General features: G+C 41.2%; 13 protein-coding genes, 2 tRNA genes and 1 pseudogene. 6 read left to right on the top strand and 10 right to left on the bottom strand.

Features of this window, described 5'->3' with window-relative positions; genetic code table 11:
- Positions 1–86: 86 nt before the first annotated feature.
- The 4 genes from EPX21_RS17255 to EPX21_RS17240 form a co-directional block, all read right to left on the bottom strand.
- A complete protein-coding gene (locus EPX21_RS17255) occupies positions 87–1,547 on the bottom strand; it encodes a DUF3945 domain-containing protein (RefSeq protein ID WP_134090932.1) in 1,461 nt (486 codons plus the stop codon).
- Positions 1,548–1,631: 84 nt separating this feature from the next.
- Positions 1,632–1,940, bottom strand: coding sequence for a helix-turn-helix domain-containing protein (locus EPX21_RS17250; RefSeq protein WP_002978404.1), 309 nt, complete (start codon positions 1,938–1,940; stop codon positions 1,632–1,634).
- Between the two features lie 12 nt (positions 1,941–1,952).
- A complete protein-coding gene (locus tag EPX21_RS17245) occupies positions 1,953–2,306 on the bottom strand; it encodes a helix-turn-helix domain-containing protein (RefSeq protein WP_134090931.1) in 354 nt (117 codons plus the stop codon).
- Positions 2,307–2,555: 249 nt separating this feature from the next.
- Entirely contained in the window at positions 2,556–3,401 is an 846-nt protein-coding gene (locus EPX21_RS17240) for an RteC domain-containing protein (protein ID WP_134090930.1), read from the bottom strand.
- A 368-nt stretch (positions 3,402–3,769) separates the two neighbouring features.
- Between EPX21_RS17240 and EPX21_RS17235 the strand changes: the two genes are divergently transcribed.
- Together EPX21_RS17235 and EPX21_RS17230 are read left to right on the top strand one after the other, a co-directional pair.
- Positions 3,770–4,225, top strand: a complete 456-nt coding sequence (locus EPX21_RS17235; RefSeq protein WP_134090929.1) for a prolipoprotein diacylglyceryl transferase — start codon at positions 3,770–3,772, stop codon at positions 4,223–4,225.
- Entirely contained in the window at positions 4,222–5,148 is a 927-nt protein-coding gene (locus EPX21_RS17230) for an aspartyl protease family protein (RefSeq protein ID WP_134090928.1), read from the top strand. Before EPX21_RS17235 ends, EPX21_RS17230 begins: the two co-directional genes overlap by 4 nt.
- A gap of 90 nt (positions 5,149–5,238) precedes the next feature.
- On the opposite strand, the gene EPX21_RS17225 is transcribed toward EPX21_RS17230, so the two are convergent.
- From EPX21_RS17225 to EPX21_RS17215, 3 genes are all read right to left on the bottom strand, one after another.
- Positions 5,239–5,793 carry a hypothetical protein gene (locus EPX21_RS17225; RefSeq protein WP_134090927.1) on the bottom strand — a complete coding sequence of 185 codons (555 nt, stop codon included), beginning with the start codon at positions 5,791–5,793 and terminating at the stop codon, positions 5,239–5,241.
- 389 nt (positions 5,794–6,182) lie between these two features.
- Positions 6,183–6,255, bottom strand: a tRNA-Lys gene (locus tag EPX21_RS17220).
- A 776-nt stretch (positions 6,256–7,031) separates the two neighbouring features.
- Positions 7,032–7,403, bottom strand: a complete 372-nt coding sequence (locus EPX21_RS17215) for a helix-turn-helix domain-containing protein (protein ID WP_134090926.1) — start codon at positions 7,401–7,403, stop codon at positions 7,032–7,034.
- A 124-nt stretch (positions 7,404–7,527) separates the two neighbouring features.
- Here EPX21_RS17215 and EPX21_RS17210 point away from each other — a divergent pair, with 124 nt between their 5' ends.
- A complete protein-coding gene (locus EPX21_RS17210) occupies positions 7,528–8,319 on the top strand; it encodes an alpha/beta hydrolase family protein (protein ID WP_206106094.1) in 792 nt (263 codons plus the stop codon).
- Positions 8,320–8,879: 560 nt separating this feature from the next.
- Here the strand turns inward: EPX21_RS17210 and EPX21_RS17205 are convergent.
- Positions 8,880–10,292 carry an arylsulfatase gene (locus EPX21_RS17205; RefSeq protein WP_134090925.1) on the bottom strand — a complete coding sequence of 471 codons (1,413 nt, stop codon included), beginning with the start codon at positions 10,290–10,292 and terminating at the stop codon, positions 8,880–8,882.
- Positions 10,293–10,635: 343 nt separating this feature from the next.
- Between EPX21_RS17205 and EPX21_RS17200 the strand changes: the two genes are divergently transcribed.
- Both EPX21_RS17200 and EPX21_RS17195 read left to right on the top strand, forming a co-directional pair.
- Positions 10,636–11,607: an NAD(P)H-quinone oxidoreductase gene (locus EPX21_RS17200; RefSeq protein WP_134090924.1), complete on the top strand. Its 972-nt coding sequence runs from the start codon at positions 10,636–10,638 to the stop codon at positions 11,605–11,607.
- A gap of 134 nt (positions 11,608–11,741) precedes the next feature.
- Positions 11,742–11,817 (top strand) — tRNA-Lys (locus EPX21_RS17195).
- 562 nt (positions 11,818–12,379) lie between these two features.
- Here EPX21_RS17195 and EPX21_RS23140 read toward each other — a convergent pair.
- Positions 12,380–13,327 (bottom strand): annotated as a pseudogene (locus EPX21_RS23140) (recombinase family protein); the annotation flags it as partial.
- 216 nt (positions 13,328–13,543) lie between these two features.
- On the opposite strand from EPX21_RS23140, the gene EPX21_RS17185 reads away from it, so the two are divergent.
- Positions 13,544–15,106: a Fic family protein gene (locus EPX21_RS17185; RefSeq protein WP_134090923.1), complete on the top strand. Its 1,563-nt coding sequence runs from the start codon at positions 13,544–13,546 to the stop codon at positions 15,104–15,106.
- 5 nt (positions 15,107–15,111) lie between these two features.
- On the opposite strand, the gene EPX21_RS17180 is transcribed toward EPX21_RS17185, so the two are convergent.
- Positions 15,112–15,516 carry a hypothetical protein gene (locus EPX21_RS17180; protein ID WP_134090922.1) on the bottom strand — a complete coding sequence of 135 codons (405 nt, stop codon included), beginning with the start codon at positions 15,514–15,516 and terminating at the stop codon, positions 15,112–15,114.
- Positions 15,517–15,596: the final 80 nt, after the last annotated feature.

Here is a 15,596-nt window from a genome sequence, read left to right as displayed (position 1 = left end):
TGGAGCTATTTATGCCAAAGTAACACTTCTTAACATGATGCTTTTCCTTGTATTCATTTTTAAAGTTTCAAACTAACGATACTGTATTACATTTTTCTGCCTTTGGATTTTGCAGGCTTGTTATCCTGTTGCTCCTGCTGCTTCTCGTTTTTCGGTCTTTGCTGCCCGGACTTCAAAGGCTCTTGGACGTTCTTGGTCGCTTCGTTGGTTTTACCCTCCGAATTGACGGCAGTTTGTGTTTTATGATTTTCTGCAGGTTCTACCCGTGCTTTGTACTGACCGGGAAACTCAAAATTGGTCTTTCCGGTATCTTTGTCGAACGTGATATAACCCTTATACGGTTGGTCTTTTTTGTCTTTCAGTTCAACGTATATGGTTTGTCCGGCTTTGAACTTGTTGTACTGCTCATCATCCAGTTCTTTGCCCCTGAAAGTTCTTGGAACTTCCTGCGGTTGGCTTTGCTGATTGCTTTGTTTGTTATTCTGTTGGTCCGTTTGCGCTTGCTGATTGGTGTTGCTTCTGTCAAACAGGAATTCAACGTATCGTTTGTCCGCATTGAATTGTACCGTTGCCGAAAACTCTGTTCCCTTAGTGGAAATCATACCCTCTAAATAGAGTGGTTTGCCCTCCATCAGCGTTTGCTTTTGTTCGTCATTCAGCTTTACGCCCTTAATTTCATCGGGAATTTTGATAAACTCCGTGCGCAGTGCAATCACATCATTGGTCAGCCTGTCAATGCTGATAATGGACGGCATCAGTTCGCCTGTTTTAGAATTTACCAAATTGACGACACGCCCCATATTACCCGTTTCGAGCAGGTTTTTCTTGTCTTCGTCCGTAAACTTGTGACCGAAAAACTCAAAGTGGAGGTTAGGTTCTCTTTTGATACCGTGTATTGCCACGATAACATTGCCGTCTTCCGCTTGCTGTAAAGACAGGCGGGCATCCGTGCGGAGGATAGAACCACCGAGGTTAATACCTATCGGTAAAAGCTCATTGGTTTTATAACCTCGTAACAAAGGGTCGAGCAGGTTTCTTTTTTCAAGATATTCCTTGCTTAATCCGAGGTTTTTCATTGTGTCCCAATCAATCTGCTCCGGTTTGTAGCGGTATTCGCTTGTTTCCGTTGTTGTTTGTGCTGTTGCCATATTATTTTGATTTTCTTGTTTTTTATCCGGTTGGGGTTCTGCTTTCACTTCGTGTTCTTTCAGCACTTTTTCGCCCTGTGGAGTGGGCTTATCTACATGCTTTTGTAGTTCCTCCGCTTTTTCAGCAGCAACCGGGGTAGGCACTTTGAAGAAAGTAAAGTTTGTGGGGTTCTTTAACTGGCTGAAAAAATTGGAAAAGAAGTTGGAAAAGAAATCGCCGCTTTTATCCACACGCATAAACTGGTTTTGGTTTTTCTTGGTGGGTTCCACGGTTTCCATTTTCCCGTTTTCATCAATACTCTTTACCGCCTGGATTTTCATTTTCTCTTTATCCAGTACGAGTAATATGTCCGAAAGCTGTTCGGGCATTTCCTGCTTATTTGTTGTTTCTTCGCTCATAATCTGAAAATTTTAAAATTCACGGTCGAATGTAAAGGAAGCCTTCACTGATTTGCTTTATGTGGCACTCAAAGGCAGCATTTGTCACTTATTGGCATCCAGTTTGGGCAAAGGCGGGTTAAAACTTTCCCTGATGAACTGATGCACATCGGACAGTTTGTAGTACAGTTTCCCGCTAATGGTATAATAAGGGAGCTTGCCTATGGAGCGATACCGTTGCAGAGAACGATTACTGATTTTCAGCATTTGCAATAAATCCTGATTATCGAGTAATTCCTCACCGTCTATGCTGTTACGCTTCTTTTGTAAATCGTCTATGTGGTTGCCGAGAATGTCAAGCCTATCCATTATGCGTTCCATCCACGCCACAAATTCCATTTTGTCGATATTCATACGTGTACGCTTTTAATTATTACCTGATTTCAGCTTTCTGCCTTTCTCGATATAGCTTTTGCCTTTCGCCATAAGCTGCTCCACATATTCATCGGTCGTCTGCACAGCGTTAGCGTTGAGCATTTCCTTTATCGCACCAATCGTATAGTAATACTGCCCGTACATTTTTGAAAAAGCTATCTGCCCGTTGGTGCGCATACGCCACATTGTTTTTTCGCTGATGTGGAGATACTGGCAGACTTCGTGATTGTTGAGCCACAGACTATCGTAGCTTGTATCTTCCAGTTTGAGGATATATTCGCTAATGGCTTTCAACCGTTCATTAAGGTGCTTCCACACTTCTTCGTCAACTGTTATAATGTTCATTGCACTGTTGTTTAATATTCACAGGACAAAATTCAGAAGTGTGGCAGTGTTTGTCTGCCAATGCGTACCCATTGGTTTGGCACTTTTTTGAAATTTTTTGCAATGAGAAAAACCCTTGTTTATAAAGGGTTTTAGCGTGTTTCGGTTATTTTATAGTAGCCTTTTGCCAACATTTGCCAATTGGCATATATGGGCAAAGAAAAAGCAGTACATTTTGTGTACTGCTTTCAAACACCTGTGGCGATGTTGCTAAAGGTCTTTATCCATATACTCTTCGAGGGAAATTTTGAGTTGGTCTAAAAACACTGTCCGGGAACCTGCCCTTGTTTTCATTCGGTGGAAAGAATGATGTATATCGTTCAAAGGCGTTCGGAATAAGATTTGAAAAATCAATGCCAATTTTCTGATACCTATTTTACCGTATGCAATAGATTTGGAAGCATACAGGGCGTAAATCAATTCTATCAGTGCATTTTGCGAGTTAGTCCACGAAATGTCTTTGTTTCCATCCCCGTTTATTAAAATGGTGTCGGGATTTTTTTCAGGGTTTATTTTGGCAAGCAAGAAAGTATAAAGTAATTCATTGGCTATAATATGGGCAATTTTGTTATCGTAATAAGTAGAAAAGCTAAGGTCAATTTCAAATACATTACTTTTTAAACCATCGTGGTAATTGATTTTGCCGAGCCTGAAATAACTGGGGTCACGGTCAGTTCTGCCTGCACGATAGTACCTGTAAAAATCCTCATTGGATATGCTTTCCTTATATTCGGATTTGAGAATTTTTAGCTGGTTTTCAAAATAGCTTTGGTGTATCCTTCCGGTACTTACCGGGCAGGTAGTTTCAATGCGGAAAACCTTATTGTAGTAAATAAGTTTTCCTAAAATCTGCGGTTTGATTTTCTTGAAAAAATTGATTTCCTGCTGTTCGTCCTTAAATCCGGTCTGTAAGACTTTCATCTTTATAGTAAACAGCATTTCCTTTAAGAATAAGGTCATTTGGTAAGCCTCATCCGCAGTTTGCATCATTTGAGAAGATACCTTATCTTCCTGATGCTGAATTTCCGATAATATTTTGTTCAACACGATTTCCATAGCTTAGACATTTAGATATTGGGACCATTTGTTTCGGATTTATATCTTTGTTTATTTGTCAAAACTTGGAAATAATAGCGAAGCCAATATCACAGATTGCCCCCATATTGGGGAATATTTATTTTCAACTGCGGTTTTTTACGAATACTTCAAAACGGAAAAAGGGTTAAGTATGCTACGACTTAACCCTTTTTTTATTAAATTTGCAGTAATGATTTACAAGGTAGTCAGATGAAAGCGAGTGCAGTAAGCACCATTACTAAATCGTTACCGATAGCACTTTCGGTTCTTGTAAACTACTCTTTATTAGCCACTTTGGGCTATATTAATCTTTTTTTTAAAAAAAGTATGCCATCCGATTTATTAATATGCTTGATATTATAGCGGTCGTCGCACCTCTGGGGGGAGCTTTCATCCGATTAGCAAACCTGATGAATTCAGAAATGATCGGTTATCCTACGGATAAACCTTGGGCGTTTATTTTCCGTAAAATAGATGATATACCCCGCCACCCGGCACAGCTCTACGAATCGATAGCTTATTTTTTGATATTCTTCACCGTCTATGGAGTCTATAGAAAAAACCTCACAAAAATTGGCAACGGCTTTTTCTTCGGATTGTCTATCTTTTTGATATTCACTATGCGGTTCCTAATCGAGTTTCTGAAGGAGGACCAGGTGGCTTTTGAAAAAGGGATGATGTTCAATATGGGACAATTGCTGAGTTTACCATTTATTGCTTTAGGCTTATTTTTTATTACCCGTGGACGCCGTCACCAAAACGTTGAAGAAAAAAAACCAGAACCCATTATTGAGAAATTATGAATATAAAAAATGCAATTTTCGCCCTATTTTTGAGCATCCCGTTCAATCTTCCGGCACAGCAAAATGAACTTCAAAAGGCTCCTAATGCTGAATATATAATACCTTTTCTGTTAACTGGATATAACAACCTCTCGGTAAAGGGGGTGCTTAATGGAACCGACACTGTCGCGTTGATGTTCCATACGGCGGCTGGTTCAATGACGTTGACCGAAGAGGCGGTAAAAAGGCTGTCAAGCGTTACGTTTGATGAGCTGACCCACGGCGTCAAGAGTTGGGGTGGACAAAGCAATGATTCGCGGATGAGTAAGGGCAATGCATTAAAAATCGGTGAGGAAACGTGGGAAGATTTGCCGATATGGGAAAATACCAATACAGGACAGGGAACCGATGGCAAATTCGGACTTGGCCTGTTTGAAAACCGGGTGGTGGAGATTGATTTCGAGGCCCAAAAGATAACTGTGCGTGAAGCTTTGCCGGACGGGATTGAAAACTACGAAAAACTGGCAATGGTGTTTGAAAATGACAACCTGTTCGTGGAAGCCGCGTGCGAAGTCGAAGGACAAATCTTCCGCAATAAATTTCTCATCCATTCCGGCTATTCGGGTGCGATATTGCTGGATGATGATTTTGTAAAGGAAAATGCTATTGACGGGAAACTGGAAGTGATTGGGGAAAAGGAGTTGAAAGATTCATATGGCAATGTGTTGGTCACAAAAAAAGTAACGCTGCCCACGGTACGCATTGGTGAGCAAGAATTGATCAACGTCCCGGCAGGATATTTCCAAGGGGCGATAGGGAGGCAAAAGATGAGTGTGATCGGTGGTGATGTATTAAAACGGTTCAACATCATCATAGACGGCCAAAGACAATTCGTCTACCTGAAACCAAACCGTTTTAAAAATGATGCTTATAGTAACATCTAATTTATATAAAGCCTGAAATTGGTTTGCTTTCAGGCCAAATCCACTTCAACCACATTTGCGTGCGAGCCGAAAAATGATATCGATATCTTGTCAATCCACTCCGGTAAACTCAATATGCGATGCCAGATATGATTTCCCGAAGTTGTCTGGGTCATGGGTTACGGTAGCCTTGATGGCCGCCCACTTCATTTCCGACTGGATACCCGGTTTTTGCCAATTTTCACGCAGGTAGTCTGCATGTGAAGCTATTTCTTCCAACTCATCATGTACAGACTGACTTTGGTAAGTAAGCGTAATCTTTTCGGAAATAAAATCATAAGAGCCGTTACGTTTTCCCAGCATAATGGTGGGTCCTCCTGGCACGTAAGATTGGATTAGCGCTATTTCAAAAACCTCGTTTCCCTTATGTTTTTCGCTGCTTATGACTTCAATGAAGTCAAGATGATATGCAGGTCCGTCTTGTGGCGGGGTTTCCGGTACGACCATCCTCGCTTTAACCCGGTAATTATATCCGGGCTCTCGGTCGGTAAAAGAGTATAGGTGCATCTGTGCCGGTTGGTTTTGGGGCAATAGCACCAATTGATCATCGACGGCGCCAAAACGATGACTGACCATCAACTCCTCCTGTCCATTTCTAAGATTCAACGGACCATATAACTCTTCCTTTGAGCAGGATGTTACAAGGAGCACGATTGGCAAAAAGAAATAGAGATCTCATAAAGATATAGCAATTAGTCGCTATTTGATTATCGATAAAACGGACGAACTGACCAATGCGCTACATAACGGTTGCCTTCGTCCACATGGCTGAGTGCAACCGCTACATCGTCATTGCTTACGCGGCAATCGTTGCGCGCAACACTGGTAAAGGTGTGTCCTCGCCCAATAAAACGTTACGTCGGACAAACCTGTCGGTCGGCATACTGTTCCATCCCTATGCTCAATGCCTGAACCGGCAAGCCAGATGTTCCTAATCTTTGCTTTAAAACGAAAAAAAGTCGTTTTCCTGTACGAAAAACGACTTTTTGATGTTGTGACCCCGGACAGGTTCGAACTGTCGACCCACTGATTAAGAGTCAGTTGCTCTACCAACTGAGCTACGGAGTCAGCTATTTTATTTTTGAGAGCCCAAATTTAGCCTTTTTTTTAAGAAAAAGAACTTTTTTTTAAGAATCTTTGCTGGATTTGCCTAGGTCCCTGCGGTATTTCAAGCGCTGTCACCAAAAGGAACGTCTTGCGTCATGATTGACAGTGTTTCCGCTCGACCATTCCGTTAAACTCTTTTGCACTGCTTTCTGGCGACATCAATAAGCCAGCTAATTTAAGTCACGTGTATGTGATAGCCAATGCTATTATAAATGGCAAAGAAAACACAACGCAGTAAAAGATTTTGTCGCACCAACTTGGTTCAACTGAAAACGATCAGTTAGACCCGTCTCCTTTGAGGCACCCGCTACATTAAAAATCAAATAACAACATACATAAAACGTGAGGGATATCAAGACAATGGAGAACAGGTATACAGTTAATACTGTTCCAGTAATAAAATCAATCCAGCCAGTTACTCCAAGGGCTACCAAACCAAATAGCTCCTGAACGTGTTGTTGCCAACTACTTATGATCAAACATACCTTCGATTCCAGATTGAAGGCGGTAGAAACGATCTCCGCCGTCTGCAGCCATACGTTGGCAATAGTACTAAACAACCGTAGAGCTCAGCATCTAAATGAAGTTGTTTTTATGTTAATTTTGTTTCCATCGGATGTCTGTTCGTGGACGTTGGTTTCAATCTGGCTCGTTGATGTTAGAAAATCCGCCATAAAACAGGCTTGTATCAGCCGGATGAAGGAAAAGAAACGAAGAAACAACGGAGTAATATTTTATTATACAGAGATGGAAATCTCCTTACCATCTGCATATACTTTGCCCCAATTGCAAAGGCTTTCCAAAATGGGAATCAAGTCATTTCCCTTACTCGTCAATAAATATTCTATCCCTACAGGAACAGTATCTGGAATTTCTCTTTTCACGAGAATAGCGTGAGTTTCGAGCTCTTTGAGCTGTCGGCCCAGCACCTGTTCCGAAATGTTCGGCAGCTCCCTTTTCAATAAATGAAAACGGTTATTTCCCTTTGAAATGGAATAAACAATTTGAGATTTCCAACGACCGCTAATCATAGCAATCGCTGAATTAAGTTCACAAACCTGAAACAGGAATTGTTCATTTATCACGTTGGTGGAGGTTTCTTTACGCATAACTGTTATATGTTTCACCGACTCACAATTTTGTTCGTTATTGCTCACGACAAAATGCTTGCGGAACTTTACAAATAACAAAAATACAAATAAGAACAAGATACTATTTATACTGATTAGCCTGTTGACAATAAATCGACCATTGCGAGCGCAAGAGAAATGGATTTTGAAATCGCCATATTTATCTGAGCCTGACACAATATTAGTGTTTAAACCCGAGACCTATAACAGCAAGCAAAAATATCCTTTAGTTTATCTTTTACATGGATACAGCGAAAACTATAAACAATGGTCGAAGACAACAGATTTACAAAAGCTGTCCGACCAGTACGGGATGATTATCGTTACACCGGACGGTTTTGTGTCGTGGTATGTGAACAGTCCGTTGGATAGCGGTTCAAGAATGGAAGATTTTTTCTTCGAAGCATTAGTTCCGAAGGTACATAAGTCTTTCCTTATTGATGACAAGAATATTTTTATTAGTGGCTTGAGTATGGGCGGGTATGGTGCATTACGGTACTTCATACTACACAACGATTACTTTAATTCGGCAGGAAGCACAAGCGGTGGCTTGATGCTCGACTTTGACACATTAAAAAAGGTTAGTTTGCAGTTTTTTAAAAACACAAGAGTAACGGATGATTTAACCTTATTGTTAGGCAATCATTTGGAAAACAACTGGCACCAGTACAATATTTCCGAGCTGCTGAAAGGCCACCGGTCTGGGAAAGCATTTTTGATAGACTGCGGAACAGAAGATGTTTTATACCCCGTTACAGCGGAATTAAAATCTGTGGCGGACAGTTTAGAGATTCCGATAACATATATGTCTCAACCCGGCAATCACAATACCGAGTATTGGAGCAAATCAATAGCGCATCATTTCATATACTTCAAACAACATTTGAAAGAATAACAATAGAAAGGACGCGAAAAGAAATAGCCCCTCTGGGAAAGGGGCTATTCTGCTAACCAATTATAAACCTATATTAAACTGAGGGGCGATATGACAAACAAAATGATAGTTTTGTATCGTTTCTACCGTTTTGTTGAGACAAATATAACAAAAAAAACATATATCAAATAAATTTTTTATTTTTTTCCATAAAAATTTCTATACATAAAATACTTGTTGTGCATTTGTTATGAAAAAAGTATAAATGTAGGCCTATTATTGAAATAAATAGCTGTGAATACATGAATAAAAAATATATATCACGAACTTTTTTTTATATATTTCATGTATTGGTTCATTTATAATTCGTATTTATTGTGACATTTTTTAAAAAAACTATTTTAACGCGGAAATAAACAAGCAAACCGCAATACGAACATATTTTTTTTCACCTACTTTACTTGATTTGATGTATTTATTACCTAATAGAGAAGCCCGCCCCTTTAAAAGAAGCGGGCCATAGCAAACCTTCCTTACATTAACACCGTTTGTTTTGAAAACAGATAATCGACAAACAGGTTTTACCAGGGAAATACTGAGCTTTCGGTACGTGCCTCTAACATAAACCGCTCGATCTCTTTGACAACTTCAGGATGTCTATTCGCTATATCAAATTTTTCTGTAGGGTCGACGCTTAAATCGTATAACGCTACAGGATTTTGACGATTCTCTTTAGCCTTTAGCCTCACTCCTTTCCATTTCCCATAACGAACAGCCTGTTTGCCTCCCTGTTCATGAAACTCCCAGTAGAGATAGCGATGTTGTTTTTGGTCGGGTATTCCGAGCAATGTATTGGCAAACGAAATTCCGTCAATGTTTTGCGGTGTTTCCTTACCGACTATGGTAGCAAAAGTGGGAAGAATATCCCAAAAGGATCCTATGAAATCGGTTTTTTGTCCAGCCTGAATCATTCCCTGCCATCTGGCTACAAAAGGAACGCGGATCCCCCCTTCATATAAATCCCGTTTGTACCCACGCAGGCCACCCGCACTATTAAAAAAATCAGGATCCGCCCCGCCTTCCCTATGAGGGCCGTTGTCGCTGGTAAAGACAATTAAGGTTTTTTCATCTAGGCCTAAATCTTTAATTCGGCGCAATATTTGTCCGACGTACAAGTCTAGTCTGCTTACCATAGCTGCGAATGTTGCGTGTGGATACGCTTGTGAGCTATAGCCCGAGGATCTCGCTCCATCCCCATAGTCGTCTCCTTTATAAGGCGTTTCAGGAAACCTACCCTTATAGTAATTCAAGATACTGTCATCCGGTGCCAGCAGTTCAGCATGTGGTAAAATGTAAGGCAGAAAGAGAAAGAAAGGCTCGTCTTTGTTGTCTTCAATAAAATCTAAAGCTTTTTCCTGGATTAAATCTGGAGCATACTGCTTATGGTATTGCAAGTTGCCGTTTCCCTCCAATATTATTTTCTCTTGGTTATCCCATAAATGAGTGGGATAATATCGATGGGCTAAGGATTGGCAATTATAGCCGAAGAAGCGATCGAATCCCTGCTTGTTCGGATCGCCTTCCGATCCAACGGGACCTAACCCCCACTTTCCAAAAGCACCTGTCCGATAACCAGCTTCCCGCAGCAGTTCTGCTATTGTGTATACTGAATCAGCTATAGGATATTGTCCTTCCGGCTTCACACCCACATTTCCACGGATAAAGGTGTGTCCGGTATGTTGTCCATTCATTAAAGAAGAACGAGAAGGGGCGCAAACGGTAGTACCGGCATAGAACTGGTTAAGACGAATTCCTTCGCGTGCAAGTCTGTCTATATTCGGCGTATGAATGAGTTCTTGTCCGTTAAATCCCACGTCGCCAAAGCCTAAGTCGTCCGCCAAGATGAAAATGATATTCGGTTTTTTTTGCGGCGATTGACTTAGCACCGGAAGTGCAAGTATTACAAATATTAATAATGAAATAAACTTTCTCATATTCTTCGGTATAAAACAGTTGGTTCGGCTGCCCCATCATCATAAAAAACGTTAAAACGCCTCATAATTCGTTATTGCTATCTGGTAACAGCTTGTTTTAAATCATAATTCGTTCGAGCCGCCCTCGAAAAAGCGTTTCACTCCCCTGCTCGATAAGTTAAATCTATTCGTCAGGCTATGCACTCGAAGTGTTTGGATTATTGTTATGCAAACAAATGTAAAACAAAAAATTGTATTATGTTTACGAAGCAATGTCTTTATGTCGGTTGGGAAGCTAAACAATTCTTTATCGATGGATGTTGAACTGAAACACGAAACGAAACTTGTCAAGATAATAAAAGGCATGAAAGCTATTGTAATTACGCAGTATGGCACACCTGAAGCGTTGCAACTTCAGGACAAGCCAGATCCAGCAATAAGACCCGATGAAGTGCTTATAGACGTCAAAGCAGCCGGTGTAAATCGGCCAGACATCTTTCAGCGCAAAGGAAATTACAGCGCTCCCCCGGGCGTTGTGCCTGATATACCTGGACTGGAAGTTTCAGGTATCATTCGAGAATGCGGCAGCGATGTGAAAAAATGGAAAATAGGCGACCGTGTATGCGCCTTAATAGCTGGCGGTGGCTATGCGGAAAAAGTTGTTGTCTGTGCAGATCATTGCTTACCCGTCCCTGCCAGTTTAAGCTTCGTCGAAGCCGCCAGTCTACCAGAAACAGTTTATACGGTATGGGATAATGTGTTTCGTCGTGGCGGACTAAAAGAAGGTGAGCATTTTCTTGTACACGGAGGTTCGAGTGGAATCGGTGTCACATCAATTCAGCTAGCGAAAAGTATAGGCGCCAAAGTCTATGCTACGGCAGGTTCCGATGAGAAATGTAAAGCGTGTTTAGATTTAGGGGCAAATGTTTGCATTAACTACAATGTTTATGACTTTGACAAAGTCTTTGCCGAAGAAAAGATCGATGTGATTTTAGATATGGTCGGCGGCCCGTATTTTCAGAAGAATATGAGTATTATGAATGAGGACGGGAGACTGGTTTATATCAACGCGATGAAGGGCAGTTCGGTAGAACTGAACATCGGAGAGATGATGCGTAAACGGATTAATATTACGGGGAGCACCTTGCGATCGAGAGATAAACGATTTAAAACAGCCTTGACGGAGGAAGTGTTGATCAATGTTTGGCCAAAGATAGACAGCGGGCATTTCAAACCGGTTATATTTAAGGAATTTCTACTGAAAGATGCATGGCAAGCCCACAAGCTTATGGAAGATGGAAATCATATTGGAAAGATTGTATTAAGGACTGAATGATAATTTTTTTAATTGGCATACAGTGTTTTGTGGGAATATTTACATAAAAAGCAATTTTAATCTTGCATTATAACAGTAAAGATTATACCTTTGCAGCTCTTTCAAAGAAACCGGATAGGTTTTGAAAAAAGAAAGATTCCGTAGCTCAGCTGGTAGAGCAATACACTTTTAATGTATGGGTCCTGGGTTCGAATCCCAGCGGGATCACCATATGGGACAAGTCAAAATTCAAACGACTTGTCCCATTTTTTTTGGGCTTCAATTCCTTGTCTATTAAGGATATAATGTTGATGATTTCATTCAATCTTTTGGTTCGATGTTGGCAACCGTCGAATACGAGATTTTCAGGGAACATCGAACCAACTATCTTTCGCTTTACTTCTACTGTACCTTCTCTATACAATGTTTCAAGCTGTGCGATGTTGCTAAACGCCTTGTTCCATAAAGGCTCTACCGTTGTTTGGAAATTTACAGCGGCCTTTAATTTTGCTTCCAGCCGATTGATCTTTTCCTCACATTCAGATTTGATAGCCCGATAATCATCGCCTTCAATATCGCCGCACAAAAGCAGTTCTCTTGCTTTTACAACCCGGTTGTTTACCTCCTGCAATTGTACCTTTAAATCTTTTTGTTCATCTCTTTCTCCACGTTCTTTTGACTTATATGTTGACGTAATTACGTCTTTGCATATTTCAAGTCTTGAAAGCGGCCAAACATATTTTTTGATCTCGTCATACATTTTATCGTTCGTGTCTTTTGCTTTGTAACGAACACCACAAGCAGAACTGCAATGATAGTAATGGTAATATTGTGTTCTCCCTTTTGATGCACTGGCTGTCAACATCCTTCCGCATTTTGGACAGATCAGGAAGCCTCTCAATGGAATGCTGTCATCGGCTGTAACTTTTGTTCCCAAAATCCGTTTGCGTCCATCCAATACATCCTGAACATCATAGAATAGGGCTTCAGAGATCAAAGGTTCATGTTGCCCCTTTGCCAAGAGACTTTCTTCTTCTTTGTATTTGGGAACAAATATCAATCCGCAGTATATCGGGTTTCGTATGGCAACCCAAAAGTTATTCTTGCTGCACTTTAATCCTTTTTCTTTTGCTTTTTTCCATACCTGTTCAGTATTGAGCTTACCGCGAGATAGTTCTTCAAACGCCCACTTCATTATATCACCCTGAATTTCTTTCGGGGCAATATATTTCTTACCGTTCTCATTAACCTTGTTGGCATAACCAATGGGGGCAGTTCCCATCCAGCGCCCTTCTTTCTTAGCCCTGCGCATCCCATGAAACACATTTAACGCTCTCCGGTCATTCTCTACCTCCGGTGCAGCGAGGTAAAACGCCAGCATCATTTTGTTTTCCGGAATGGAGAGGTCAAGCGGTTGTTCTACCGCCTGTGGCTCGATACCTAACCGCCGAAGGGTACTGATCATTTGGTACGCATCTCCTGCATTACGGCTAAACCTGTCCCATTTCGTAAACAGGATAAGGTCGGTATGTCCTTTGTGTTTCCTTAAATCACCCAGTAGCCCTGTCCAAGCCGGTCGTTTGAAAGTCTTAGCCGAATGGTCTTCCAAGATCACTTTCCTAACCCGGATATTGTTGATTTCACAGTATTTCCGCAAACGTTCCTCCTGGTCACGTTGCGAATAGCCTTTATCGGCCTGTTCATCCGTACTTACCCGTACATAAAGGTCTGCTATTTTCATAACTAAAAAATTAAGTGTGGTACTATGTAAAGATAAGAAGAAAAAATGAAAATGAGCAATATTTAATAGTATTATCACGTCAAAATTTACTAAATTTGCTACATCTTTGTTTAATATTAGAAAACCGACAAGGTTTAATAGGAATTGAACGCCCCTGTTTAATAACATAACAGGCACACAATAGCCTATTAACCGCATAAATTCAAACTATTCGATATGGCCACACCCCGCGAAAGATTGGTAGAATCGCTTAAATTCCTGAAAGAATTACAGGATAACGGTGTAGTCGGTATCCATACCGATGAAATGCCTAACAGGAAATACAGGGAGATACTGCTTAAAAACGGCTTTATCCGTGAGGTGACAAAGGGATGGTACATACCTACCGATCCTGCTGAAAAGGAAGGTGAAACCACGTCCTGGTACAGTTCCTATTGGGAATTTATTGTAAAGTTTCTGAATCACAAATTTGGCGATGACTGGTGCTTGTCAGCAGACCAGTCGCTGCTTATCCATGCGGGAAACAGCGCAGTACCTCAACAGTTGATGATACGTTCGCCACAAGGAAATAATAACCCTACGCCCTTACCGCATAACACGTCTCTGTTCAATTTAAGGACTGGTATTCCCCCAGCGGATCAAACCATCGTAACCAATGGAATCAGGATGTACAATCTGCCGGCTGCTTTGGTTTACAGTTCACCGAGCATTTATACAAGGAATGCCATAGATGCCCGCACAGCCCTTACGTTGATAAGAGATGCTTCGGAGGTACTACCTATCCTTTTGGAAAACGGTCACACCACATTTGCGGGAAGATTGGCAGGCGCTTTTAGAAATATTAACAGGGATAAAATAGCTGACCAGATTGTTGATACTGTTAAGCAGGCAGATTACGATATACGGGAAGAAGATCCTTTTGAAACCAAACTGAACCTTAATCTATCCTCCCGTGAACGCTCTCCCTACGCCAATCGCATCAGGCTCATGTGGCAGCAGATGCGTGAGATTATTATTTCCAGCTTTCCAAAAGCTCCCGGCATACCCGATGATTCACAAGCCTACCTGAAGGACGTTGACGACATTTACATAACAGATGCCTATCACTCCCTCTCGATAGAACGGTATCGGGTGACACCGGAACTTATCGAAAGAGTAAGCAGCGGTCAGTGGAACAGTAAGGCGCATGAGGAAGATCGCAAGCAAAGGGATGCTATGGCTGCCAGAGGCTACTACCAAGCCTTTCTGCAGGTGAAGGAAACCATCACAGCAATACTGAAGGGAGCCAATTCAGGAAAGCAGGTGGATAAAGATCACTCAAAATGGTACAGGCAACTATTCGACCCAAGCGTTACCGCCGGGCTATTAAAAGCGGCGGACCTTGCAGGGTATCGAAACCATCAGGTATATATCGGGAACTCCAAACACGTTCCTCTGAACGTGGATGCTATGAGAGATGCCATGCCCGTTCTGTTTGAACTATTGGAAGAAGAACCGGAGCCATCGGTCAGGGCAGTATTGGGTCATTTCATTTTTGTTTTTATCCATCCGTACATGGATGGTAACGGACGAATAGGACGGTTTCTGATGAATGCAATGTTGGCTTCCGGTGGATACCCGTGGACGGTTATACCTGTGGAAAGGAGAACTGAATATATGCAGGTATTGGAGCAGGCAAGTGTAGGACAGGATATAACTTCGTTTGCCACTTTCCTTGCTTATCTGGTCAACGAGCGGTTAAAAGGAAAAATAGTTGCTAAGTTGCCCGACGCTAAGTAGAACGGCTACATCCTATTTCGTAGTACGGCTACAGCATGTTTGCGGTGCAGATGGACACTTTCAGCCTGATAGTTCTCATTACTTTTTGCCTCTATTTCCCGTGGAGATTTTCTGCTTTTAGTCAATAAGCTGATAGCTGTACTCACTGTTGTGCGATGAAGTTTTTCACCGTTGAACGTCAGGTTATCGGGAAACAGTGTACTTACGATTTTTCTTTTTTGTATAACAGTTCCATTTTGAAACAACTCTTCTAAATGCGACAATTTGGAAATAGGAAGATCCCATAGTAATTCCATATTGTCTGAAAATGAAATGGATGTTTGTAGCTTTACTTCAATATCAGTCATTCTTTCATTGGCTTCAGACTTAATGGTACGATAGTCTTCGCCTTCAATTTCTCCACGCAGCAATTGTACGTCTTCAAACTAAATTAGACACATTAGGATGAAACCTTAAGGAGACTTTCGAGTTATAAATTTATTAATTTTTG

The sequence above is a fragment of the Olivibacter sp. XZL3 genome (genome assembly GCF_004368405.1).
Lineage (GTDB): Bacteria > Bacteroidota > Bacteroidia > Sphingobacteriales > Sphingobacteriaceae > Olivibacter.
This window is presented reverse-complemented; position numbering and strand designations above follow the sequence as displayed.